Source organism: Paraprevotella clara YIT 11840, from assembly GCF_000233955.1.
Lineage (GTDB): Bacteria > Bacteroidota > Bacteroidia > Bacteroidales > Bacteroidaceae > Paraprevotella > Paraprevotella clara.
In genome coordinates, this window is record NZ_JH376593.1 from 121598 (window position 1) to 146641 (window position 25044).

Sequence of the window (25044 nt, forward strand, 5' to 3'; positions counted from 1 at the left end):
TACTATCGTTTTAAAAAACCAATCCGAAAACCTTCATTACCACCATGGCCAACATGACTACGAGCGACAAAGGCATGAGGTATTTCCATTCCAGCGTCAGCACCTGGTCGATACGCAAACGGGGGAAGGTCCACCTGATCCACATCAACAGGAATATGACGAAAAACGTCTTGCCCAGAAACCACACAATGCCGGGAATATAGTCCATCACGGCATTGAACCCGTCGAGCCCAGCCACATGCAAAGGCATCCACCCCCCTAAGAAAAGCGTAGTGGCAATACCGGCCGTAATGAAAAGGTTCAGATACTCGGCCAGGTAGAAAAAGCCGAAATGCATACCGGAATATTCCGTATGGTAACCGGCTGTCAGCTCTTGCTCGGCTTCAGCCAGGTCGAACGGGCCACGGTTGGCTTCGGCATTACCGGAAATAAGGTAAATAACAAAAGCCACCAGTGTCAGGATATGTCCTTTGAAAATGTTCCATCCTCCGGCCTGGCTCTCCACAATGCCGCTGATGCTCATCGTCCCGCTCAGGATAACCATCGTAAGTACCGTAATACCCAAAGACAGCTCATAGCTGATAATCATGGCACCGCTGCGGACGGCACCGATAATCGTGTACTTGCTGTTACTACTCCATCCGGCCAACAAAATACCGATCACCCCGATACTCGAAGCGGCCAACACGAAAAATATTCCTATTTGCATATCCAAAATCTCTGCTCCCTTGTGCCAGGGCAGGCAAGAAAACGAGATGACGGAAGCCAGAATCACCAGATAAGGCGCCAGTTCATAAAGCACATGGTCGGACTTCCTGAGGCGTATGATTTCCTTGGTCAGTATCTTCAACACGTCGGCAGGCACTTGCAACAATCCGCCTTTGCCTCCCACGCGGTTCGGTCCGATACGGCACTGGAAAGCACCGCAAACACGGCGTTCCATGTAAATGAGCACCACGGCCAGCACAGCGTATGCCAACAAAATGACTATGCCCAGCGCCAACCCTTCGATAAAAACAGCCCAGTCCTCAGGCATCACACCGCACAACGTACGGTGTATCCACTGCGTAAACGGTTCCAGACTGTAATAATCCAAAAATGCTTGATTCATATGTTTAAATGTGTCTGTATGTTATCTGTCAATATCCGGTATCACGAAGTCCATCGTACCGCCGATGGCAATCAGGTCGGCTATCTTCCCGCCCCGACACACGGTGTCCATGGCATGCACCAAGGGCAGCCCCGTGCTTCGGTAATGCAAACGGTAAGGCGTCTTGTCCCCCCGGCTGATGAGGAACACGCCGAACTCGCCGCGGCTGGCCTCGACGGAAGCCGTGAACACGCCTTCGGGCAATTTGAGAATGGGCTTCGTCTTCACCCGGAACTCCCCTTCGGGTACATTATCTATCAACTGTTCTATAATTCTGCAGGATTCCATGATTTCATCCATGCGCACCATATAGCGATCGAAAGCGTCCCCATGCGTATAGGTGATTTCCTTAAAGTCCACCTTGCCGTACATCGCGTAGGGATGATGTTTGCGCACGTCGTTGGCCCATCCGGAAGCACGGCCCGTCCCGCCGGTACAGCCCAACGAGATAGCATCCTCACGCGAAAGCAAGCCGACCCCCTTCAGACGGGTGCGGGCAATGACGCTCTTGGTAAAGATATCGTGGTACTCATGGATGATACTCCGCAAGTGCACGATAAACTCTTTCGTCTTCCGCACGAAATCGGGATGCAGGTCGGCCTGCACGCCGCCAATCACATTGTAGTTCTGAATCAACCGTCCCCCGGTGGTATCCTCGAAAATGTCGAGAATCATCTCACGCTCCCGGAAGCCATAGAAGAAAGGCGTCAGCGCTCCCATGTCCATGGCCAGACAGGAATAAAACAGGAGGTGGGAATCGATACGTTGCAATTCGTCCATTATCGTGCGGATATATTGCGCACGTTCGGAAACCTCGATACCCGCGGCTTGCTCGATACACATGCACAGGGCATGGCGGCTCTGGTGGGCGCTCAGGTAGTCCAAACGGTCGGTCAGCGCCAGCGTCTGCGGATAAGTCAGGCTCTCGTTCATCTTTTCGATACCCCGGTGGATATATCCCAATATGGGGTCTATCTTCTTGACCATCTCGCCGTCCAACGACGTACGCATACGCAATACGCCATGTGTGGAAGGATGCTGCGGGCCAATATTGACAATGAAGTCATCCGGGCGGAACACCACGTTCTCGCGCCGTTCGATGGTCCCGTCCGCACGCAAGTCATATTCTTCCGTCACGTCGGCGTTTTCTTCATTCTCCATGTTGAGCGGGTTGCTGTCCATGTCATAATCCTTGCGGAGCGGATAACCCGCCCAATCCTCACGCAGGTAGAGGCGGCGCATGTCGGGATGCCCCGTGAAGCGTATGCCGAAGAAATCGTATGCCTCGCGTTCCTTGATTTCCGCCGTCTTCCATATCCGGCACACCGAGGGCAGGAAAGGATCCTCGCGCCCGTCCGTGTCCGTGCGCAACGTCACGCGGCCGCCCGTCCGCGTCGACTCCAACTGGTAGAACACGCTCAGACGGCCGTCGCCGTCCGCCGCCACAAGGTCCCGCATGAAGTCCATCGGTTCTTCCGCGTCGTCGTGCAGCCGGCGGCATACCTCCGCCACGTCCCGATCCGGGACCACTACCACTCTCTCGCCGGCCTCTTCCACCGTGGTGGCCGCACACCACTGCCTTATCTTTTCTTCTATCATACTCCGGCCTCCTTTCTTTCCCCGGCTTCGTCCGGTTTCTCCTTGTGGTTGCGCCCCCCGAGGAAACGCTCCATCTTGATTTTACGTTGCAACTGCATCATCCCGTAGAAAAAGGCTTCCGGCCGCGGCGGACATCCGGGAATGTACACGTCCACCGGGATGATGCGGTCTATCCCGTTCACCACGTGGTAACTCCGCCGGAACGGCCCTCCGCTGATGGTACATCCCCCCACGGCCACCACGTATTTCGGCTCGGCCATCTGGTCGTACAACCGCTTCAGTACCGGGGCCATACGGTAAGTTATCGTACCCAACACCATGATCATGTCCGCCTGGCGCGGCGAGTTGCGCGTCACCTCGAAGCCGAAACGCGCCATGTCATAACGCGCCGCCCCCAGGGCCATGAACTCTATGGCGCAACAGCTCGTGCCGAAAGTAAGCGACCAAAGCGAATTGCTGCGACCCCAGTTGATCAGATCATCCAGCGTGCCCAATACGATACCCGCCCCGTCGCGGTTCAGTTTCTCAGCCATGCGCAACAGGTAATCGTTATTCTTGAAATCGCCCGGCTCCATATCCTTTATCTTGGGCAACCCGTGTTTCATTTCCATTCCAACGCTCCTTTCCTCCAGGCGTAAGCCAGGCCCAGAATCAATACTGCAATAAAAAATACGATGCTCAACAGCCCTTGCATGCCGATACGACCTACCACCGCCGCCCACGGAAACAGGAACACTGTCTCGATGTCGAATATCAGGAACAGGATGGCATACAGGTAATAACCGGCATGGAACTGAAACCAAGCTTCCCCCCGCGTGGGCACACCGCACTCGTATGGCTCACCTTTTTGAGGATTGAACGTACGGGGAGCCGCAAGGCGCGCTATCAGCAAGGCTGCCGTCACCAAGGCAATTGCCGTAAGCACCACGACCGTTAACAATGTGAAATCCGTCATTCTTAAAGTTATATTTAATTTAACAACCAAAGATTATTTCGCTGTAAAAGGCATATCCTTTGTTTTCTTTTCCGAGGGGAAAAGGACCATAAGATATGGCACTCTGAAATGATACCTATTTATATAATATAGGCTTCCGTAGGGGTCACATCCTGATCCGTCTCAAGGTAAAGACATAATAATCCCTGCCGGGTCCGGAATCATAAGAATAGTATAATGACCTGCAAGGAGATAAAAAACAGCCTATGGAAGCATAAAGAAAACCTGATAATCTTTCCGAGACCGCCATGTACTTGAAACACGACGTTTCAGACCCTTCATCCAAAGCTAAAGACAACGGGGCTATGTAATCGGAAGTAAAAAAGAAATAAGGAGTATCGGATGTCCAATATGTAACTTCTTGTCCAAGACTTTCCACTGACGGGGAACTTGCCTCAGCACAAAACGCCGATGAACCATGTTTTTCCATCGTGGCAAAAGCCATTAAGAAAGACATGGAAAACAGTAGCCACATACAGAGTTTATGCTTCATTTCCTCGTCTCTTTAATGGGCGCAAAGGTACATATATTATTTTAAAGCTTATTTTATAGAGGATTAAAATATCTAAATTAGAACGATTTAAGTGCTACTTTAAAAACTACCGACATAACCATTCACAAACTTTGTCTTGAAAGTCTTGTGCAGCCGCCACACGTTCCACACCTTGATTCATAATACAAAAGGCCAGCAAATGGTTATTCCCCGACCGTGCATAACCGGCCAATGTGGATACTCCTTCCAAAGTTCCGGTCTTAGCTCTTACATTTCCGTAGGCTTTTCCCTTCCTCATACGTTTTTTCAACGTACCGTCAACTCCGGCTATCGGTAAAGAAATATAAAGAGGTGAAAAAACAGCCTCATCACGATAAGCGTATCTCAGAAAAGCAATTTCAAGTTCCGGTGTTAAGTAATTATATAAAGAAACCCCGCTCCCATCGGCCACTATATATTTTCCGGGATCATAGCCCAACCGCCCTATCAACCGCTCAATGTAGTACATAGCTTCTTTTCTTGAAGCGTATGGTTTTCCTGTACGGGCTGCCAACTGATAAAACAGGGCTTCGGCACATAAATTATCACTCTCTTTCATCATCGGATGCAAAACGTCTGCCAACTGACGTGTCCGTCCGGCTAACAATACGCCATTTTGGGGACAACGGGCTTGTCCTCCAAAAACATGGCGGATGCCCAAGCCATGCAACACCTCGCTGAATGTCCTTATGAAAATATTCTTCTTTCCATATAATAAAGGAGTCAGCACCGGCATGTCATCATCCCAGCACCAACCCCATCCCCATTGTAAGGTATCTTTCATCGACACGTCTGCATACAGTCTCCCTGTTATGGAATCCACATCCGATTCTTTCAAAGCCTTGCCGAAAGAAAGCAAATCTTCTTTCCCGAAACAAGGGTCAAAACCTCCCACGACATACAGGTCTCCATGCAAAACACGTCCCCGGATTTCGCCCGTGTAGAACAAACGGGTTGCAAAGCGATAATCACTCCCCAATTCGGAAAGCGCAGCGACAGCCGTTACCAATTTTTCGGTGGAAGCCGGACGCATACGCTGTTTGGCCTGGTAAGCATACAACAAAGTATCATCGGTCAAATCATACACACACAAACCTAATTGCGAAGTAAGCAATAGCTCATCTTGCAACAAACTATCCAGTCCGTCCTGCAAACACACCGACCACGAAGCCTCCTCCTCAAGCGGTTCACAAGAAATTCTCTCGGAAGAAAACAAGGGATTACCAACTCCCCCAACAAACCAAAAGAACCCAAAAAGTACTCTAAAAAGCCTCATATTCATAAGCCATCTGTCTTTTCAAGAAAATCTTCCTGTTTTCGTTTGAAATACCGGCAAAACTCTTCAGCCGGAAAAGGTGTGATAAATTTAATCGAACCGTCACAAAACGTCAACATGACAGTATCCTTATTCTTTAAAAAGGACAAAGAAGACGGCCTTACGATATCTACCTTTTCTATGTCGGACAAAGAATGCCTGCTGACTTTGGAAAACCGCCCCTGATGAATGAATAAGCAACCTTCATCGGTAAAAACATAATACGTATGAATCAAACGTTCCACCACGAAAACCAAAAAGACCATACAACACAATGCAGCCAAAGGCAATTTTACCCAAAAGAAATATATGGCCAACACTGTAGCAGGCAACAAACTGAAAAACAATATCTTCTTATTAATTTTTGCATGAAATGTCCGTATCATAAAACTAAAATTTAGTGCAAGTTACACTTTTTACGGATTAAATCCACAGAAAGCAAAAAAATATCTTGTATTTTTTGTTTATTTAAAAAAAGACATATACCTTTGAGACGATAGCAGAAAAACAAACTAAAACCTATATATTATGAGAGCATTATTTGTTTTTTTTAGCTTGTTGCTTCACCTTTCCGCTTTCTCTCAGAATGCGATAAGGTTTGCGTATGATGCGTTAGGCAACCGCGTAAAGAGGGAAATCGTGTTGCAAAATTCAGATGTTGTCAAACGAAATATGTCATCGGAAGAAAAAAAAGAGGATAATTTCTATTCCGACATGCTCTCTGAAAAACAGATCCGTATTTGGCCCAACCCAACGGAAGGGCACCTGAAAGTGGAAATCCAAGGACTCGCCCCTGAAGAAAAAGCCTGTTTGCGCATCACATCGATGAGCGGAGCGGTTGTGGACGTAAAAGAAACAACCTCCTCCGTTTCCGAACTCGACCTGAGCCATTGCACGAATGGCATTTACCTGCTGCATATCGTGGCAGGTGGACAAGAAACCACTTGGAAAATCATTAAAAAGTAACGCTTATGAAACGGGGCCTGCTTTCTTTCTTCCTTTGTGCGTGCTGCCTCCTTTCTGCCCTCGGACAAGAGGGGTACCCGGCTATTGACAACGATTACGTACCGACCCATCATACCATAAGAAAAGATTATGCAGTAGGACAAATAGACCTTTCGTCCGGAATATCTTCCACGGGAGCCAAGACCTATACCGTTCCTATAGCCACGTATCCCGGCATACGGAATCTGAATCCCGGACTGGCTCTGACCTACAACAGCCAACAAGGAAACGGGCTAATAGGAGTGGGGTGGTCGTTGGCCGGACTTTCCAATATTTACCGTACGTCACATACCATCCATTATGACGGGGATGTGAAACAGATTGGCATGAACCGCAGCGATGCCTTTATGCTTGACGGATTACGACTGTTACGAGTGGATTCCGTCACTTTCCTTACAGAGCAAGGTTACATCCGCGCCAAAACACACTATACCGGTGATGTTTTGCAATATTTCGACGTTTGTTATCCGGACGGGAAAACAGCCGTATTCGGTTACAAGGATAATACGGAAAACCAATTATACTATCCCCTTACGGAACTGAGCGACTTGTGGGGGAACACCATCACTTACCAATACAACTTCAATTATGAACACAACCACTACCAAGTTCAAAAAATCAATTATAACGGAGCCTCGGTGGAATTCGGATATGAAAGACGTCCGGATCCTGTGGCCTTCTACCTTGGGGGAAAAGAAATCATCGAAAATACCCGGTTGCAGACAATTACCTGCAAATTCGGAACGAAAGAATTAGGGAAATACACACTGTCATACCAAAACGCAGAACATCTTGCCGGAAAGCCCAGCCTGTTGCAAAACATTACTTATGAAGCTGGAGGAAAGAAAATCAATCCACTGATTTTTTATTATGGAAAAAACAAGTCACAATTAACATATACTACGGAAGAAGTAAACTGTCCGGATATATGGCACGGAGGCGAAGAAGCCCATAGCGCACAATTTGTAGTGGGACGGATGATGGGTAACGGGTATTCGGACATACTGGCTTCTGTTTCAGGAAAGACACCTTACATACAGGATAATACCAAAGACTTTGAATGTTTCTATAATCCTTTCAATCTTTCGGATTACATTTATACCTATACACTTTTAGGTAGTGGAAACGGAGAGGCTAAAAAAAGCTTTCCTTGTGGAACAGGATTTGTTGACTTATTGACCGCAGACATATCCGGACGGGGAAGAGACTTTCTGATACAAGTGAACAATGAAGTGGTGGACAAGCAATACGATCAAGTTCGTTTTACCGTTCATAACGGCCCGGTTTTTTCCATCTATGATGAACCATCCCCATCATTCACGCGGACTTTTAAGTTCCCCACCGTACATACCAGTGCAAAAGGCATGCGGAGTATACAGCCCAAGTTTTATTATCCGGGAGATTTTAATGGGGATGGAAAAATGGAGATTCTGGCTATATCCGCTCACCAGCCCTTCGGCAACACAAACTTACCCTCAACGTGCTACCTGTTCGATTTGAAAGGCAACAAAATCCTTTATCAAGGGCACCTGTTCCCCTACCATGTTTCGTTCCCTAGTGAAGATACCAATGAAGAAGAACTGTACAATTTTACAGACGAACTCATCGTAGCCGACTATGACGGTGACGGGAAAAGTGAAATCCACTACAAATCAACTGACGGAAAGGCTCAAACTTTTGTATTCGATGTTTCGGGGAACACTTGGTTACCCCGCCAAACCAATAATTACCAAACCACCCCCGTAGCGGACTCAGAATGGTTCATAATGGGCGATTTCAATTCAGATGGACTGGCAGACCGTTTCTACTATAAACGGAAACAAGAAAAGGGTAGTATCCCAAAAGTTTACATTGCCTTTTCCAAAGGAAATTCACAAGATAGTATCCATAACGTTACATTACCATATTTAAAAGAAGTTTCTACCGGAGAAGAAGACCACTATTTATATATACCCACCGACATAAACGGTGACGGAGTGACGGACATCATCGAATGTGCGGATGAAAAGTTCCATATTTTCATATTCGACAAATACACCAAACAGTTCAATCTGTACAAATCCATCAAACCCGGACAAGATAAACGTCACACCGTATTATCGGCCAATGTACAAACTAAAAATGGATATTCCACAGAATTTGTCAGTATAGACGGTGAAAAGCTTATAAAGTATTCTTTCCAACGCAACGACTCTGAAGAATGCCTCCTCACGGGAGTGGTAAACAGTTTCGGGGTGGTGGAAAAGAATGAATATGCCCTGATGAACGAAAGCGGGAAAAAAGAAGGAATATACAGTTACTACATCTCGGCTCCTTACCCTTATACATCCGCTTACGGGAAACAACCTTTGATAGCCGTTTCGGAAACCTACGTGGACGGAAAACAAGTAGACGGACAACATTACTATTACGAAGGGGGCATACAACATCTCACGGGAATGGGGTTTTGTGGATTCACACAAACCCGCACCGTAGATTTCAAAGGCAAGGAAAGAGTATGTGAGTATGACCCTGAAAACCATGGCGTATTGGAATATGAATACAACGAAGGCATTTCTGAATCTTATTATTACTACGAGGTCATCGAACACCCCAACCGAATGGTGGAAATCAACCTGACGGATAAGGAATATTTCGACAATGTCAGGGACATGTCCACCGATTACCGTTATGAAGACTACCGTTTCGGATACCCGAATATTGAGGAAATAGAATATGAAGACAACTCCGTACGGCGCACGGAAACCATCTATACTTCTGTCCAAACAGGATATAAAACGAAGACACGGAAAGGAGAAAATGCAGACGTATGCACCATGCTGGCATACATCCCACCCGGAAAAGAATATATCCTCGGACGTATCCATGAACAAACGGTCAGGACTACCACGGAGGATGGAAAAAATGTAACCAAACGCACCACATACCCTTCCTGGCTTTATGATATGCCGCAGGACAAACGGGAATACCTCGGACAAGAAACACGTTATGACTGCCAATACGACAAACAAGGAAACCTGATCAAATCCACAACTGGGTGGAGCGGAGGAGCAGAAAGCATCTCCGAATCCTGGGAGTACGACACTTATGGAAGAAAAACCAAACACACTTCCGAAACAGGCACGACAGAACAGTATGCCTATGACATGCAAGGAAGGCTCTCAACCCATACCGACAGCCGTGGAAACATCACGACATACAGTTACGATGAATTCGGAAAGGAGAAAACTGTGAACCGTCCGGACGGGACAAACGTGACAACAGAATATGAATGGATACCGGATAGAAATGAAGGGTTGTATGCCGTCACCGTCAAGGAAACTGGACAACCTGACTGCAAAACGGTGTATGACGCATTGGGGCGGGAAGTACGTACCGCCGAAATGACCTACGATGGGAAATGGCGTTACGTGGACACGGAATATGACAATTATGGAAGGGTGACCCGCAAGTCATCACCCTATACCCAAACCACCCCCTCATATTATTCAACTTACACCTATGACAACCTCGATCGGATGCTTTCCGCTACCGACCGACCGGGACATACCACGACATACAGTTACACCGGTAGCCTTGAGGGGTATACCGTGACCACTACGGAAAACGGAGTAGAAACCTCACGTTCGTATGGACCACACGGCGAACTCGTACAGGTAGACGACCCTGGAGGCACTACACTTTACACTTGGGAACCAGACTTGCAACCCTCAACCATCACGGCACCGGACGGTTCACAAATTACTTTCGAATATAACGCCTCACGTAGGTGCAGCGCAAAAAACGACCCGGGGTTCGGACGGACAACTTATGGTTACGAGAATTCAGGGGAGAAGGCATGGGAACAGAACGCCAAAGGAGAACGTACGCGTTATTTCTATGATGAGTACAATCGCTTGACAAACTGTGCAGGCACTTCACCCAATGTGGCGTATACTTACACTCCGTATGGGGAAATCGCTACCATCAAGGGATTCAATGACACGTTCATATCATATACTTACGACAATGTGGGAAGGTTGGCATCCTACCGGGAAGACGCACCGGACGGGAAATGGCTCCGGAAAGATTATACCTATAAGGACGGACAAATAAGCTCCATCACCTACACTTCACAAAACGGAGAACTGACCACTGAAAATTTACGTTACCAAAACGGCCATCTGGTGGAGGCAACTCTTCCGGACGGAACTTCCATCTTCCGGTTGGACGGGGAAAATGGGATGGGATTGCCCACATTGGTTCAAACCGGACAACTCACCCGGCAGTATGGTTACGATGCCTACGGTTACCCCACGTCACGCAAGGCAAACATGGGAAAAGTGACCCACCAGAACTTCTCATATACTTTCGATACGTCGCGTAACAACCTGCTCTCCCGTACCGATAAGTTGCGTAATAGAACCGAGACTTTCAGTTACGACGGGATGAACCGCTTGGCAAGCGATGGGAGAACCACGGTGGAATATTCCCCATCCGGCAACATCATACGCAAATCCGACGTGGGGGACTATACTTATGGGTTACAGGCTAACCCGCATGCCCATACCGGCGTAGAAAATCCGGCCAAATACCCCACCCCCACGGGCTTGCAGGAAATAACCTACAATTCCTCCAACCTTCCCGATTCCATCTACGACTGGATGAGTGCGGCCAAGTTCACCTATAATGGGAACTTTGACCGTGTGAAATCGGTCTATTACCAAAACGGGACAATCCATTACATGACCCGCTATTACTTGGGTGGATGTTATGAACTGGATTCACTGAAATACGACCGTATCGAGAAACTGTATTTACATGGCGGATATTATGATGCCCCCATAGTATGGAGGAAACGGAATAACACCAAGCCGGAACTTTACCATGTCCTGCGCGACCCGTTGGGGAGTATCACGAATGTCGTACGGGATGACGGATACAGGCAGGAGGAACTGAGTTATGATGCTTGGGGACACTTGCGTAACCCTATGGGATGGGAACCTCTTAGTCAAGCAAAGATGTCCCTTACCGGAGGAAGTACTCCATCTTCCACCTTCCTCGGACGTGGATTCTGCGGACATGAGCAACTCCCTGTGGCCAACCTCGTCCACATGAATGCCCGACTGTATGACCCATGGACGGGACGTTTCCTCTCGCCCGACCCATACGTGCAATTCCCCGACTTCTCACAAGGACTCAACCGCTATTCCTATTGCATGAACAACCCGCTCATCTATGTGGATGAAAACGGGGAATTCTTCTGGATTATCGTAGGAGTTGCCGCTTTAATCGGCGGCACGGCAAACGTGGCGATGCATTGGGATGAAATCAAAGCTGCAGGGGGTGGATGGAAAGGATTCAAAAAAGGGTTGGGATACTTTGCCATAGGTGGACTGGCAGGAGGCGTGGGAGCCGCTGCCGGAGTAGCTGCCGCCACTGGGTTCGGAGGCATGCTGGGCATTACCTCCGCACAATGGGCTGCAGGAATGACTGGCTTTGTCAACGGGGCACAAGTCGGATTGGCTTCAGGTATGGCTTCGGGATTCATACAAAACACTGGCAACTCACTCCTTGAAGGGGCTGATTTCGGAGGCGCATTGGAAAGCGGAATCATGGGAGCCATCATGGGCGGTGCTTCAGGCGGACTTGTGGGAGGAATATCCGGCGGTATCAGCGCACGAATACAAGGAAAGGACTTTTGGACGGGAAAAGCACCTACACAAACATACACACCTTCCTCGTCAAATACTTTATTATATAGGGAAGATGCTTCTTCAATCTCTTCACCATCAACTAATACATCGGAAAAGATGTATTCCGGATATTATGGTGTAGATGATGACGGAGTTGTAAGATATGTGGGGATTACCAGTAGAGACCCACAAATCAGATTTGCGGAACATCTCAATTCTGGAACAAACAGAGCTACTTTAAAATTTAAAACAGTCGAATTGAATATGTTCAATAAACTAAATGCCAGAATTTGGGAACAAAACCAAATCAATCTATATGGATTAGAGAAGAATGGAGGACAATTATTTAATAAGATTAATTCTATAGCACCCCAATATTGGAACAAGTACAACATAAAATATTAAATATATGGAAACAATTAAAAAGAAAAGAATCATAACAAGAATCGGAAACGTGTTCTGTGCGGAAATAGACAACGAATGCAAACGCTTTTTCCAATACGTAGCCAACGACTTGGAAGAACTGAATAGTAGTGTCATACGTGTATTTAAAAACAAATATCCCATGGACTATAAACCAAAGATTGAAGAGATTGTAGAGGATGAAGTCGAGTTTTATGCACACACTATTTTGAAGTTCGGTATTGTATTTAATGCGTGGTACAAAGTGGGAACATCCAAAAATATCGGAGATGAATACAAAGAGGCTTTATTTGGAGATATATCTCCCATTATATACCAAAAGCCTGATATTAATCCGGCAGAAAATTGGGTAATTAGTAAAATCAACAATCCTCACATCTTTGTAGGTAGACTAAACAATGAATATAAGAAGAAAATAACAATGGGAGGAGTTATTCCATATGTAGACATTATCAACCGACTAAAACTTGGATATTATAAATATAAAACACCCGGTTGGAAAATAGAGAATGATAAAAATGTGCCCATTACAGAATGACGAATGATGAATAAGATTTTAAATATATGGAAACAGTTAAAAAGAAAAGAATAGTAACAAGAATCGGAAATGTGTTCTGTGCGGAAATAGACAACGAATGCAAACGATTTTTCCAATACGTAGCCAACGATTTGGAATATTTAAATAGTAGTGTCATACGTGCATTTAAAACCAAATATCTCATGGACTACGAACCAGAGATTGAAGAGATTGTAAGAGATGAAGTTGAGTTTTATGCGCATACCATTCTAAAGTTTGGAATAGAATCCAATGCATGGCATAAGATAGGGACATCTAAGAATATAGGGGAAGAGTATAAAGAAGCATTATTCGGAGATGCACATCAATACATATATCCTACAGTCTATGATATGATAAAAGTAAACCCATCTGAGAATTTGTATGGCGTATTAACGAACCTCCTATTTTACAAGGAAAATTAAGTAAGGAATACATAAATAAAATAAATGTAGGAGGAGTTATTTCTTATATCGACATCATCAATCGATTAAAATTCGGTTATTATAAATACAAAATCCTTGGCTGGAAAATAGAAAACGGAAAGAACGTACCCATTATAGAATAAAAGGAGGCACTATATAAACATGCGAAGAATAAAAAGCAAAATATATAAATGGATTTCATCCATGTTAAATCGTAATATGGAAGATAGAAGAAGTAAACTTACATCAGGCACTCCTAAGAAAAGTTTACCTCTGACTGATTGGAAAAAAGCGTTTCCAATGTTATCAAGATACTCATCAAATATGCTATTAATGAAACAAGGCCCTATTGTCATAGGACTATATTTCCAAAAGGTATATGATGATTATCGTCCCATATTCATCAGTTATCCATTATGGAAAGACTCGTTAAAAGATTGCATGCAGTTCTACATATTCCATCACGAATTTCGGAACAATAAAAATCTCCAATTAGATGTACCTATATTAAACCATCAAAGTAAATTATTAAAATATAAAAGTAATTTTACAGAAGCTGTAAAGTGTGTACAGTCACAGTCATCCAATTTGTTACAAGAAAATGTCTATGTAAAAGATATTTTCAACTATTTGGATTATCTGAGGGAACATGATCTTCTCATTAAACTCCAAAGATTTGATGGAAAACGTGAATTATTGATTTATAGTATGATGATAGCTCTTTACACGAACAATGAAGACTTGCTTCAATGGGTTTGCAATAAAACCAAAAAGCAAATCCAAACTTGGGATAAAGAATACTTTAAACAATGTTATGGTTACGATTTAGAAACATGGGAGGCAGAACTTTATCAACTAATAGACCAACGAGAAGAAATCATGGAACGGATTCGAATCAATTCCATGGACAAAAGGATTGCCAAACTGAAAGAATCTCATCTTATTATATAAAAAGGCGTATGGCAAAAAGAACAGAAAATAAAAAAGAGAATGGTTGCTACGCAATAGGCAAATGGTTTGCATGGGTCGTGGCCTTGCTCGTTACAGGCTGTAGTCCGAAAGTGGCCACGGAAATCTATCATTCTTATCCCGCTACGCAAGCTGACGACGTACAAGTATTCAAAACCGGAACGAACCGGCCTTACTCTGCCGAACTCCTGGGCAAAGTGGCTGTAAAAGGAAACGGATATACCGCACATTTCAGTTATGACCAGGTCGTAGCACTGGCCAAGGCTGAAACGGCCAAAGCGGGAGGAAACGCCTTGGCTATCACCGAACATAAAGAACCTACCATTCTCGTTTCCTGCCACCAGATAAAAGGGGAAATGCTACGCATGAAAACCCAACAAAGGGAACAAATAAGGAAAGCAGACAGTTTGGAACTGGCGAGCCGGAAAAGCATAAAGCCACGTAAGCTCCCGCCCCCACTTCCTATCCATATATACGGAAACGGAGGTTTCGGTCATGTGTTCAGCAAAGCTTACCATGACATTCCGGGCGGCCTCAGCGGCACGTTCAAAAACGGGGTGGATTTCCAGGGAGGAATCGACTGGGTGGGTAAAAAGTTCATGGGTGTAGGCATTCTCTATTCCGGTTACCGCTCCGGGGCATATCATACCAACTTCGTACGCAATCCCGATTACCCCAAGGAACAAACCGCCAATCCCAAAAGCCGGATACACTTGGATTATATCGGACCTGAGTTCGTTATGAGGGCGGCCAACAAACATTGGTCATTACGATACGGCATCGGAGTAGGCGCCTTCATTCTGAATGTTGAGGAGGAGATGGATTTCAGTATGGGAAAAACTGTAAAAGGGATGGGATTGCATTACCAACTCAGTGCGGACTACCTGCTGAGCAAACACGTCGGCATAGGAGTGAACGCAGGAGTGATTTATGGAAATGTCTATGACAAAAATGGAGTGATTCCCGGCTCCATGGACCAATCCGTAGAGTTCTACCGTATCTTTATAAACGGAGGACTGCACTTTTATTTTTAAAAGAAATCCAGCGGCGAACGCACAACCAACCGAGTTTTTAAGTAGTTTTGCAACGTCTAACATCAACAGCATGAACTGACGGCATGATACGCAAATTTGATTTTTTAGTGATAGGTTCGGGAGTAGCCGGAATGAGTTACGCCCTGAAAGTGGCAGATGCAGGCAAAGGCAAGGTGGCCATCGTATGTAAAACCACATTGGAAGAGGCCAACACGGCCAAGGCACAAGGAGGAATAGCTTCCGTGACCAACATGGAAGTGGACAACTTCGAGAAACATATCAAAGACACCATGATTGCAGGGGATTTCATCAGCGACCCTGCAGCCGTGGAACAAGTAGTGAAAAACGCACCACAGGGCATACGAGACCTTGTGAAATGGGGCATAAACTTCGACAAAAACGAAAAGGGGGACTTCGACCTGCACCGTGAAGGCGGGCATTCGGAGTTCCGCATCCTGCACCATGCCGACGACACGGGTTTTGAAATCCAGCGCGGACTGATGGAAGCCGTACGCCGCCATCCGAACATCACGATTCTGGAAAACCACTTTGCCGTGGAAATCATCACCCAACACCATTTGGGCATCGAGGTGACGCGCCGCACGCCGGACATTGAATGTTACGGGGCATACGTCTTAGACCCGGATACCCAAAAGATAGATACTTTCCTCTCCAAAGTCACCCTGATGGCCACCGGTGGTACGGGAGCCGTCTACGCCACTACGACCAACCCCAACATTGCCACGGGTGACGGTATCGCCATGGTCTACCGTGCCAAAGGTACGGTGGAAGGCATGGAGTTCGTGCAGTTCCACCCCACGGCCCTCTTCCATCCGGGCGAGACGCATCCGGCTTACCTCATCACAGAGGCCATGCGTGGATACGGCGGCATCCTGCGGTTGCCCAACGGCGAGGAATTCATGCAGAAATACGACAAGCGGCTCAGCCTCGCCCCACGCGACATCGTAGCCCGTGCCATCGACAAGGAAATGAAAATACATGGCTTGGACCACGTGTGCTTAGACGTGACGCACAAGGACGCGGAAGAAACCAAACACCACTTCCCGAACATTTATGCCAAATGTCTCTCCATTGGCATCGACATGACCAAGCAATATATTCCCGTCGTGCCTTGTGCCCACTACATGTGTGGCGGCATTAAGGTGGACCTCAACGCTTGCTCCAGTATCCGGCGGCTTTATGCCGTGGGCGAATGTTCCTGCACCGGACTGCACGGCGGCAACCGGTTGGCCAGCAATTCACTTATCGAAGCCGTGGTGTATGCCGACGCGGCAGCCCGCCACAGCTTGGAGGTCATAGACCAATATGCTTTCAATGATAAAATACCCGAATGGAACGATGAGGGTACGATGAGCAACGAAGAAAAAGTACTCATCGCGCAGGATATGAAGGAAGTGGGACAAATCATGAGCAACTACGTGGGCATCGTGCGGAGCGACCTGCGCCTGAAACGGGCATGGACACGTCTGGACTTATTGTACGAAGAGACCGAAGAGCTGTTTAAACGTGTCAAGGCGACCAAAGACATTTGCGAACTACGTAATATGATTAACGTGGGTTACCTTATCACGCGACAGGCCATCGAACGTAAGGAAAGCCGCGGATTACATTATACGATAGATTACCCCAAACATGCTTACGACCAGAAATAAAACCATCACTGAGTTATCAAAGGACAGCCACATAAGGAAAAAGAAATTACTTTTCCCGAAAAGAGCATTTCTTAATATTTGAGGAAATGATGAGAAGTATAATACATTCCGTATGTGTCATATTCATATGCCTGTTTGTGTCATGTACAAACAGGGATAAAACGGACTTTAAATCCACAAAAGTTGATTTCTCAGAAATAACACACATCAACCAATCCGACGGACGAATCGTAAAATTGGAGACTACGGACAATTCCCTAATTTACGATATATGTAATCTCAATGTACATCAAGATACCTTTGTGGTTCATTCACGCAACTTCTTGTACACATTCACATCAACCGGAAATTTCATAGGCAGTATATCACAAAAAGGACACGCCACGAATGAATACCTTCAAATATCCAATGTGTTTTTTGAAAATGGGACAGTAGGACTTTATGATTTCAGTAAAAATACCATTTTACGGTTCAATTTAAAAGGTCAGCTTCTGTCGGTTCAAAGATGTGACATAGCGGAAGAAGATATAAAGCCCTTTCATATATATCCATGGAATAATGGCTACATCGTATTGAACAGCTATGGAGGTGAATCTACAGACAGAAAGACATTATGCTTTTTGAATAAAGAACTTACGTCAGGCAAGTCCATAAAAGGGAGGTCTTTATCCACCGGATTTTCAACTTACGATGATATTTCCATAAACCAAAAAGGAAATGTGCTGTATTGGGAAATGCTATGCGACACTTTATTCACTATCCACAACGATCTTCTTACGCCATTGTTTGCCATTGATTTCGGAGAACATGCACTTCCGGATGACATTACAAGAAAAAACGTGTACGAGCGGATAGATTATGTAAACAAAGCAAAAGAAAGAGGAAAGCCATTCGCCGGAATGGCCCGTTATTATCAAAGAGTAGACCACATGATATATTTCTCATGCGTGTCTCCGGACAATGAAATTCTTTTATGCCAATACAATGAAGACAAAGGAACTACACGTTTGTTCACGATTGACTTCGACAATAAACAATATACTACAGCACCTTTCTTTCTCATCAAAGATCATCTCGTATATTGGGAAATCCGTGACAAGGATAACTTATCATTAAATCCGGCTTTATTTATCTTTAATCTGGATTATATCCTTTCCCATACCGAGCATACGAAAATAAAAAAATCCACCTAATTTGACGGATTTAATAAAACAATTCCGGTAAATTCCGTAATTTTGCACCCGCAAAAGAATGTGTTTTTCAGGAAAAAAGGATATTCGCCATGACGAAAGAAATGACTGAGGGTTCACCCCTGCGGTTGATATTCAACTTCTCGCTCCCACTCATTTTGGGAAGTTTGCTCCAACAGACTTATAGTCTGATAGACGCAGCCATCGTAGGAAAATATTTAGGCATCAATGATTTGGCAGCCGTGGGTGCCAGCACATCGGTCGTATTCCTCATCATCGGATTCTGCACCGGCTGCTGTTGCGGTTTCGGCATTCCCGTAGCCCAGGCGTTCGGCGCACGTTCATACAGCGACTTGCGGCGTTACGTAGCCAACAGTCTTTGGGTTTCCCTCATCATTTCCGTCGTGTTGGCTGTCGTCACTTCCCTGCTTTGCGAGAGAATCCTGTTCATGATGCAGACGCCGCACGACATCCTTCACCATGCCTATCTCTATCTTTTGGTTACTTTTATCGGCATTCCTTTCACTTTCCTGTACAACCTGCTCTCCAGCCTTATCCGGGCATTAGGCGACAGCAAGACCCCGTTTTATTTCCTCCTCATGGCCGCCATCCTCAACATCGTATTGGATTTGTTTTGCATCCTCATACTACATTGGGGCGTGGCCGGAGCCGCCATCGCCACGGTCTTCTCGCAAGCCGTCTCCGCCCTGCTTTGCCTGTATTATATGTTCAGGAAATTCGACATCCTGAAAATGGAAAAGGGAGAAACCGCCTTGGACAAACACTACATAAAGGGACTGTTGGACATGGGCGTACCGATGGGACTGCAATTCTCTATCACTGCCATCGGAAGCATCATGCTCCAAAGCGCAAACAACGCCTTGGGTACGTCGTGCGTGGCCGCCTTCACCGCCGGCATGCGCATCAAAATGTTCTTCATGTGTCCGTTGGAAAGCATGGGGATTGCCATGGCCACATATTGCGGACAGAACTACGGGGCGGGAAAAACGGAACGTATCAACATGGGGCTGCGCGCCAGCTTTTTCATGGTTTGCCTCTACTGCATCTTTTGTTTCATCGTGTTGCATCTTTTCGCCCGCCACATCATCTACCTGTTTGTGGATTTCCATGAATATGAAATCATAGAAAAGGCCAACCAGTTCATCGTCACCTCCTGCACCTATTTCATCCCGTTAGGACTGCTGTGCCTGCTCAGGTACAGCATCCAAGGATTAGGATACAGTAAACTGGCCATGATGTCCGGCGTGTTCGAAATGGTAGACCGCACGGCTGTCAGCCTGTTCCTGGTCCCGATTTTAGGATATACGGGAGTTTGTTACGGTGACCCTTCGGCTTGGTTTGCCGCAGACCTCTTCCTCATCCCGGCTTACCTTTACGTACACAAACGTTTGTCTCGGAAGAGATGTTATGCGCAAGCCTCCTGAATTTTAAAGGAAAGTTACATACAAAAATCATTCTACGGAGAACGAATTTCCGTTCTCAGCCAAACGATTTTTCAATCTGCGCCAAATGATTTTCCGTTTGGCGCAGATTGATTTATAAACGACAAGCATTTGAATATCAAATATATAAGAAACAACAAACATCCTTACAGATATTCATCCCCATACAGGCCTTCCTGTCGATAATATATGGAAAATACGGCTATGCGGTCCGTAGACCGCCCGCAGCGCTTCTCAATAAGAGACGGAAACCTCCAATCCCTCTTGCCGGATGCGTCCGGCAATGTGGTCCAATTCTTCACGTGTGGCCTTTTTCAACTCATGGTCGGGCGTTTCGCGGTCTATGGTATAAATCATGACTTGGGAAGGTGATATTTCTTTCACGGCACGCAACCACGGTTCCACAAAACGGTCGGAAGTATTGTCCACATCCGCACCCTCCGACATGCCTTTCATGAACATCGTCTGTATAATAACTTTGCCTCGGAAATCTTTCAGGCGTTCCACCACCCGACTTATTTCATAACGCCCCGTAGGACGGTCTACCCGGCGAATGTAACCTTCGTCCACCGTATCCAATTTCAGGATATTGTTGTCCACTTTCCTCAAAGCCTCGAAAACTTCCGGCCGGAATATTTGGGTGGCATTGCTCAACACGCTGATCTTAGCCTTCGGGAAATACCGATCGCGCAAGGCGCGGGTGTCTTCTATGATTTCCGCAAAATGCGGATGAAGGGTGGGTTCCCCGTTTCCGGCAAACGTCAGCACATCCGGCACAGGCCCGTTCGCGGACATGCCTTTCAGCCGTTCTTCCAAAGCCATGCGCACTTCTTCACGTGTGGGCAACGGCTTCTTGGGACGAAAATCCTTGTTGAATCCACACTCACAATACACACAATCGAACGTACACCACTTCCCGTCTTCCGGAAGCAGGTTGATGCCCAAAGAAACACCCAACCGACGGCTGTGTACCGGTCCGAATATGGGAGAAGGATAAATCACTGTAGCCATAACTTCGTTTTTAATTCACAAATCCATGCAAAGGTAGCACAATCCCCGTCAAAACTTGTAACGCAACAAGAAAGAAAGGTCGTTTTTCCATCGCCCCCCGATACGTTGCAACCCGTCGCCTATTTCCTTACGGTCGAAATATCCGGTAATCCCGTATTTCCACATCAGCATCCAACGGCGCGCCACGTTCCACCGGGCATTCACCGCCGCCCTCATCCCTTGTCCGTACATCGTCATGAAAGAAAAGGCATACAATAAGGATGGCTCATAAAAAGACATCGGTGCCTTGTAGTCCTCGCTATCGAAATACACACACGACCCGGCCACATTCAACCGGTTTTTCCGGTCCTTCCATTTCAGGATGCTCCCTCCCATGTATCCTCCGACATGCCGTCCATACACGTCCCTCACCCTTGTGTACCTTGCCACTCCGCGCCATTCCCAAACTTTTGAAGGCATGCACTGCGTCTGTATCTTCAATTTATGATACAGGTAAGGCTGTCCATAGCGTTCCTTACGCTTCAGTTGGTAACGTCCGGACAGTTCCCATTTTCCGGAAACAACCCAATCGACCTGAAATGTCCCTTCCACCCCTTCGGAGGTATGAGGTATCCCGAACTTGGCCCACGGAAAATAAAAATAATCCACATAAGCGGACAACTTCAACTCATTCAACGGAGATGCCTCCACTCCCGTATAAAATCCGCTTTCGTTCCTGACCGCCCCGCCTTCGGAAAAGCTGTTGGCACGCAATCCTACATATTGGTAAGTAAACAACCGCTGCAAAGCCACCATGCTGTACCGGTGGTTGAAACGGTAAATGGCTTTGTTCAGCGTGGCCCAACCGCCATACACGTTGCTGAACGCCGTCTCGCCGGAAAACGAAAACCTGTCACGATGCCAACGATAGTGCAGGCCGGCATTCAGGAAATCCTTTCCATCCGGATAATATTGCCGGTAAAGTTCCGTGCCTTTTGAGAAAGAACGGCTGAAATGCTGGTAAAAGACAATCGCACCCAAAGAAAAATATTCCGTATTCCAAGTCACGTCGGTTCCGGCAGACTGCTCCGTGACATTATGCTTTTTAGACAGCTCCAACAAAGTACGATGCAAACCGTCGGTTTTCAACGAAGATATCGTACCGTCTTTCCTTAAAGTGGCATCGGTGGGCAAATAGGAATAGAAAGCTGACATGTCCACCCTTCCAAAACGGAAAGCAGCCGCTATTCCCCTGAAAAAAGAAGTTTCTGACGTGGAAGAGAATTTCTTGATGGACGGTCTCGTGTCACCCATATTGAACAAAGTGGATTTTCCCAAAGAAAAATCACTGTTCACCACCAAGCCTTCGCCGAACCCCAACCGATAGTCTCCCAATGCCAATGCCTTGAGTTTACCACAATCTTTCAACAGAAAATGGAAAGAATAAGCATCGTATGCCTTATTGCCATAACTGCCAAACGGTTCTCCTGCGTCTTTCTCCGCCGTGAATCCCCAAAACAGCCTGTTCCTGTATTGATAAGTATAGCGTATGTTGTGGTACAACGAATTACCAAGATACACCTTATTGGGGTTTTTCAACAACACCTCATCTTCGGGTATTTTATATCCATCACGTTTATACAGAGGCACATCCAACCGGCTCGTCACCTCATGTCGCCCTCCTTTCAACAAGGTTTTCAACCGTAACTTCTCTTTTTCTTCCACAGGATTTTCCACATAGACGAACAAAGTAAGAAACTGGCGGGTCTGATAGTCCAGTTCCTCTATCAACATCAATTCTCCCAACGATTGCATCGGACCGTAACGGTATACGTATGCCAAGATTTCCTCTATTTCATCTCCGTCCAGAAAAGGTAATTGCTCCAAATCGTCTTTCGTAGCCGTATTCAGGTTGAAAGGATGTTCGTGCAATGCGGCCAACTCTTCCAAAAGAGGACTCAAATCTTCTCCGTCTTCATATTCATCCACAGAAATCTTCTCTACAAATTCTTCCCAGGAATAATGCTGTGCGCCGACTTTATCCACAGGATATATTTGTAGAACACAAAACATTAACACGCTTATCCACAACCGGTGTAGATAAATAAACTTACAGTGTTTTTCTGTCATACTTCAAATATAAACAACTATTTTCAGTATGACAAATTATCCCCTATAAATAATCACTGCATAAGAATCCGTATTCACTACGTAACGAAAACTTTATTTCACTACAAACTTCTTTCCATCTTTTATATATATGCCTTTAGGTAAATTATCCGTGCCATTCATCCGAACGCCGGATAAGTCATATACTATTCCATCGGCCTTTGATGTTTTTGATTTCACGGAAAATACAGAAACGGCATCGGACGAATAATCCTCATTGTTAGTCAAATACATGTCAGCCACATCAATAACACCACCTTGACCGGCATACAGGGCGACAATCATGACATGAGAAACGTCCACCGGTTCGCCTTGAAGTTCTCCACTCGTGTAAGTGATGTCATGAAGAGGAACAGCCACCAAGACCTCCTCGCCCACAGGATATTGACAACAATCAGACCAGATATTGTTCTCTGTATAAAGCATAATGCAAGCTCCCACTTTTTGGACTTTATCCAATTTTAACACCAAGTACTTGTAACCACTCATATCCAATCCATAGGTATACTTCCATCCCATCTGCCCATTCTCACCCGGAAAAAACGCCCTCGCGGCCTCCCGGTACGTGCCGTTCCCGAACAATGCAGTTTCAATGAACTCTTCACTGAAAGGAAAACAGGTGGAATTGAGGGTAAATGACAGACTGGACACTTTTCCCACCGGGTCCGTATAAATGGCTTTCACTTCCGTACACCCCTGCGAAAGGCCACGTACCTCCCCGTCCTTGATGCCTGCCACTTCAGTATTTTCTATTTCATACTTAGCCATATAAGCCACATCTTCCGTATGCCCGTCTTCAAAAGTAGCCATCAATTCCAACTTCTGCCCCTTCCCGATTTGTACTTCCAAATCCTTGTTCGGCATATCCATATTTATCACGGCCATGTCCGGCATGCCCAACGGAATGCCATATATTTTATTTAAGACCACCCTGGCATAATGTCGTCCCATCTCACGGTAACCTTCAGAAGTAAAATGAAGTCCGTCACTCGCCCCTTTACAGCCTTCCGATGAAACGACATGTGCGTTCACCAGCCACGGCAGCACGGCAACATATTCATTATGTCCTGCACAAATTCCCCCTTCTGCCTCACTCAGCATTTCCCCCGCAAACAGAGGCACCTCTTCTTCTTTAAGGTCCAAATCACGAAGCAAATCCCTATAGATTTTCCCCACTTTCTCCGGCCAGTCCGCTTGCCCATTGTTGCTTTCCCCCTGATGTAACAAAATGCCTTTGATAATCCCACGCTTTTTAGCCCTTTTGCCAAATTCCACTAATTTCGCATAAGGATTCCCACCATATAAACCCATCAAATATTTCTGCCATTCATCGGCATTTTCATAATATTTTGCATAATTGTCCTTGTCAAAACAATCTATACCGGCTCCTCCTATGGCCACCATCACCACACCTACCTTATAAGATTCCGGCAAATTATCCACCATAGTGCGGCCGAAATAATCCGCCACACTCAATTTAGCTCCATAACGGCACAACGGAGGAACAGCCGTATACCAATTTCCAGGCGTACGTCCCATCTTAAGGTCCTCATCACAGACACTCATTACTTGAAAACGTTTGTCCACCCCTTTCATATCAACATCTTCTATATCTGCATTACCCTCCATATTAGATTGCCCAAAACACAAATAAATATGGAAAGTTGAATCTACTGTCTGCCACTTGTCTCTCCCTGCTCCATTTCCGCTATATTGAAGACTTGCATTTTTGCCTGAAAGAAAATTGTCTTTTGTCATTCTAAAACTACCGGAAATAGACTCTGAAAACGCTATCAAAAGGATGTAAAAAAACAGTTTTTTCATATTTAATAACTTTATAGATAAGACTGAAAGCAAAGGTATGGAAAAACAGTATTTGAAA

General features: G+C 45.9%; 17 protein-coding genes. 9 read left to right on the plus strand and 8 right to left on the minus strand.

Features of this window, described 5'->3' with window-relative positions:
- Positions 1-10: 10 nt before the first annotated feature.
- From nuoH to HMPREF9441_RS05525, 5 genes are all read right to left on the minus strand, one after another.
- Positions 11-1111: an NADH-quinone oxidoreductase subunit NuoH gene (gene nuoH / locus HMPREF9441_RS05500; RefSeq protein ID WP_008618947.1), complete on the minus strand. Its 1101-nt coding sequence runs from the start codon at positions 1109-1111 to the stop codon at positions 11-13.
- A gap of 21 nt (positions 1112-1132) precedes the next feature.
- Positions 1133-2749, minus strand: a complete 1617-nt coding sequence (locus HMPREF9441_RS05505) for an NADH-quinone oxidoreductase subunit D-related protein (RefSeq protein WP_008618949.1) — start codon at positions 2747-2749, stop codon at positions 1133-1135.
- Positions 2746-3360 carry an NADH-quinone oxidoreductase subunit B gene (locus HMPREF9441_RS05510; protein ID WP_008618950.1) on the minus strand — a complete coding sequence of 205 codons (615 nt, stop codon included), beginning with the start codon at positions 3358-3360 and terminating at the stop codon, positions 2746-2748. Before HMPREF9441_RS05510 ends, HMPREF9441_RS05505 begins: the two co-directional genes overlap by 4 nt.
- The gene (locus HMPREF9441_RS05515) at positions 3351-3704 is read right to left on the minus strand and encodes an NADH-quinone oxidoreductase subunit A (protein ID WP_008618951.1); all 354 of its coding nucleotides are present in this window, start codon (positions 3702-3704) and stop codon (positions 3351-3353) included. Before HMPREF9441_RS05515 ends, HMPREF9441_RS05510 begins: the two co-directional genes overlap by 10 nt.
- A gap of 638 nt (positions 3705-4342) precedes the next feature.
- Complete coding sequence (locus tag HMPREF9441_RS05525) at positions 4343-5557, minus strand: D-alanyl-D-alanine carboxypeptidase/D-alanyl-D-alanine-endopeptidase (RefSeq protein ID WP_008618954.1); 1215 nt, start codon at positions 5555-5557, stop codon at positions 4343-4345.
- Positions 5558-6262: 705 nt separating this feature from the next.
- Between HMPREF9441_RS05525 and HMPREF9441_RS05535 the strand changes: the two genes are divergently transcribed.
- The 9 genes from HMPREF9441_RS05535 (at position 6263) to HMPREF9441_RS05575 (ending at position 19985) form a co-directional block, all read left to right on the plus strand.
- Positions 6263-6556 (plus strand): T9SS type A sorting domain-containing protein, encoded by a 294-nt coding sequence (locus HMPREF9441_RS05535; protein ID WP_244949633.1) that lies wholly within the window; start codon positions 6263-6265, stop codon positions 6554-6556.
- 5 nt (positions 6557-6561) lie between these two features.
- A complete protein-coding gene (locus tag HMPREF9441_RS05540) occupies positions 6562-12675 on the plus strand; it encodes an RHS repeat-associated core domain-containing protein (RefSeq protein WP_008618957.1) in 6114 nt (2037 codons plus the stop codon).
- 4 nt (positions 12676-12679) lie between these two features.
- Positions 12680-13231, plus strand: coding sequence for a hypothetical protein (locus HMPREF9441_RS05545; RefSeq protein WP_008618958.1), 552 nt, complete (start codon positions 12680-12682; stop codon positions 13229-13231).
- 26 nt (positions 13232-13257) lie between these two features.
- Positions 13258-13674 carry a hypothetical protein gene (locus HMPREF9441_RS05550; RefSeq protein WP_008618959.1) on the plus strand — a complete coding sequence of 139 codons (417 nt, stop codon included), beginning with the start codon at positions 13258-13260 and terminating at the stop codon, positions 13672-13674.
- Between the two features lie 219 nt (positions 13675-13893).
- Positions 13894-14625 carry a hypothetical protein gene (locus tag HMPREF9441_RS17380; protein WP_244949634.1) on the plus strand — a complete coding sequence of 244 codons (732 nt, stop codon included), beginning with the start codon at positions 13894-13896 and terminating at the stop codon, positions 14623-14625.
- Between the two features lie 8 nt (positions 14626-14633).
- Entirely contained in the window at positions 14634-15677 is a 1044-nt protein-coding gene (locus HMPREF9441_RS05560) for a hypothetical protein (protein WP_008618962.1), read from the plus strand.
- Positions 15678-15760: 83 nt separating this feature from the next.
- Positions 15761-17350: an L-aspartate oxidase gene (gene nadB, locus HMPREF9441_RS05565; RefSeq protein ID WP_008618963.1), complete on the plus strand. Its 1590-nt coding sequence runs from the start codon at positions 15761-15763 to the stop codon at positions 17348-17350.
- An 89-nt stretch (positions 17351-17439) separates the two neighbouring features.
- Positions 17440-18543 (plus strand): 6-bladed beta-propeller, encoded by a 1104-nt coding sequence (locus HMPREF9441_RS05570; protein ID WP_244949635.1) that lies wholly within the window; start codon positions 17440-17442, stop codon positions 18541-18543.
- Positions 18544-18632: 89 nt separating this feature from the next.
- On the plus strand, positions 18633-19985 hold the full coding sequence (locus tag HMPREF9441_RS05575; RefSeq protein ID WP_008618965.1) for an MATE family efflux transporter: 1353 nt from the start codon (positions 18633-18635) through the stop codon (positions 19983-19985).
- A 252-nt stretch (positions 19986-20237) separates the two neighbouring features.
- Here the strand turns inward: HMPREF9441_RS05575 and HMPREF9441_RS05580 are convergent, their stop codons facing one another.
- The 3 genes from HMPREF9441_RS05580 to HMPREF9441_RS05590 form a co-directional block, all read right to left on the minus strand.
- On the minus strand, positions 20238-21014 hold the full coding sequence (locus tag HMPREF9441_RS05580; protein WP_008618967.1) for a radical SAM protein: 777 nt from the start codon (positions 21012-21014) through the stop codon (positions 20238-20240).
- Positions 21015-21062: 48 nt separating this feature from the next.
- A complete protein-coding gene (locus HMPREF9441_RS05585) occupies positions 21063-23039 on the minus strand; it encodes a helix-hairpin-helix domain-containing protein (RefSeq protein ID WP_244949636.1) in 1977 nt (658 codons plus the stop codon).
- 177 nt (positions 23040-23216) lie between these two features.
- Complete coding sequence (locus HMPREF9441_RS05590) at positions 23217-24986, minus strand: sialate O-acetylesterase (RefSeq protein WP_008618969.1); 1770 nt, start codon at positions 24984-24986, stop codon at positions 23217-23219.
- Between the last annotated feature and the right edge of the window lie 58 nt (positions 24987-25044).

Coding starts and splice junctions, on each gene's coding strand:
- nuoH (WP_008618947.1), bottom strand. CDS start 1,111: ATGAATCAAGCATTTTTGGATTATTACAGTCTGGAACCGTTTACGCAG.
- HMPREF9441_RS05505 (WP_008618949.1), bottom strand. CDS start 2,749: ATGATAGAAGAAAAGATAAGGCAGTGGTGTGCGGCCACCACGGTGGAA.
- HMPREF9441_RS05510 (WP_008618950.1), bottom strand. CDS start 3,360: ATGGAAATGAAACACGGGTTGCCCAAGATAAAGGATATGGAGCCGGGC.
- HMPREF9441_RS05515 (WP_008618951.1), bottom strand. CDS start 3,704: ATGACGGATTTCACATTGTTAACGGTCGTGGTGCTTACGGCAATTGCC.
- HMPREF9441_RS05525 (WP_008618954.1), bottom strand. CDS start 5,557: ATGAATATGAGGCTTTTTAGAGTACTTTTTGGGTTCTTTTGGTTTGTT.
- HMPREF9441_RS05535 (WP_244949633.1), top strand. CDS start 6,263: ATGTCATCGGAAGAAAAAAAAGAGGATAATTTCTATTCCGACATGCTC.
- HMPREF9441_RS05540 (WP_008618957.1), top strand. CDS start 6,562: ATGAAACGGGGCCTGCTTTCTTTCTTCCTTTGTGCGTGCTGCCTCCTT.
- HMPREF9441_RS05545 (WP_008618958.1), top strand. CDS start 12,680: ATGGAAACAATTAAAAAGAAAAGAATCATAACAAGAATCGGAAACGTG.
- HMPREF9441_RS05550 (WP_008618959.1), top strand. CDS start 13,258: ATGGAAACAGTTAAAAAGAAAAGAATAGTAACAAGAATCGGAAATGTG.
- HMPREF9441_RS17380 (WP_244949634.1), top strand. CDS start 13,894: ATGGAAGATAGAAGAAGTAAACTTACATCAGGCACTCCTAAGAAAAGT.
- HMPREF9441_RS05560 (WP_008618962.1), top strand. CDS start 14,634: ATGGCAAAAAGAACAGAAAATAAAAAAGAGAATGGTTGCTACGCAATA.
- nadB (WP_008618963.1), top strand. CDS start 15,761: ATGATACGCAAATTTGATTTTTTAGTGATAGGTTCGGGAGTAGCCGGA.
- HMPREF9441_RS05570 (WP_244949635.1), top strand. CDS start 17,440: ATGAGAAGTATAATACATTCCGTATGTGTCATATTCATATGCCTGTTT.
- HMPREF9441_RS05575 (WP_008618965.1), top strand. CDS start 18,633: ATGACGAAAGAAATGACTGAGGGTTCACCCCTGCGGTTGATATTCAAC.
- HMPREF9441_RS05580 (WP_008618967.1), bottom strand. CDS start 21,014: ATGGCTACAGTGATTTATCCTTCTCCCATATTCGGACCGGTACACAGC.
- HMPREF9441_RS05590 (WP_008618969.1), bottom strand. CDS start 24,986: ATGAAAAAACTGTTTTTTTACATCCTTTTGATAGCGTTTTCAGAGTCT.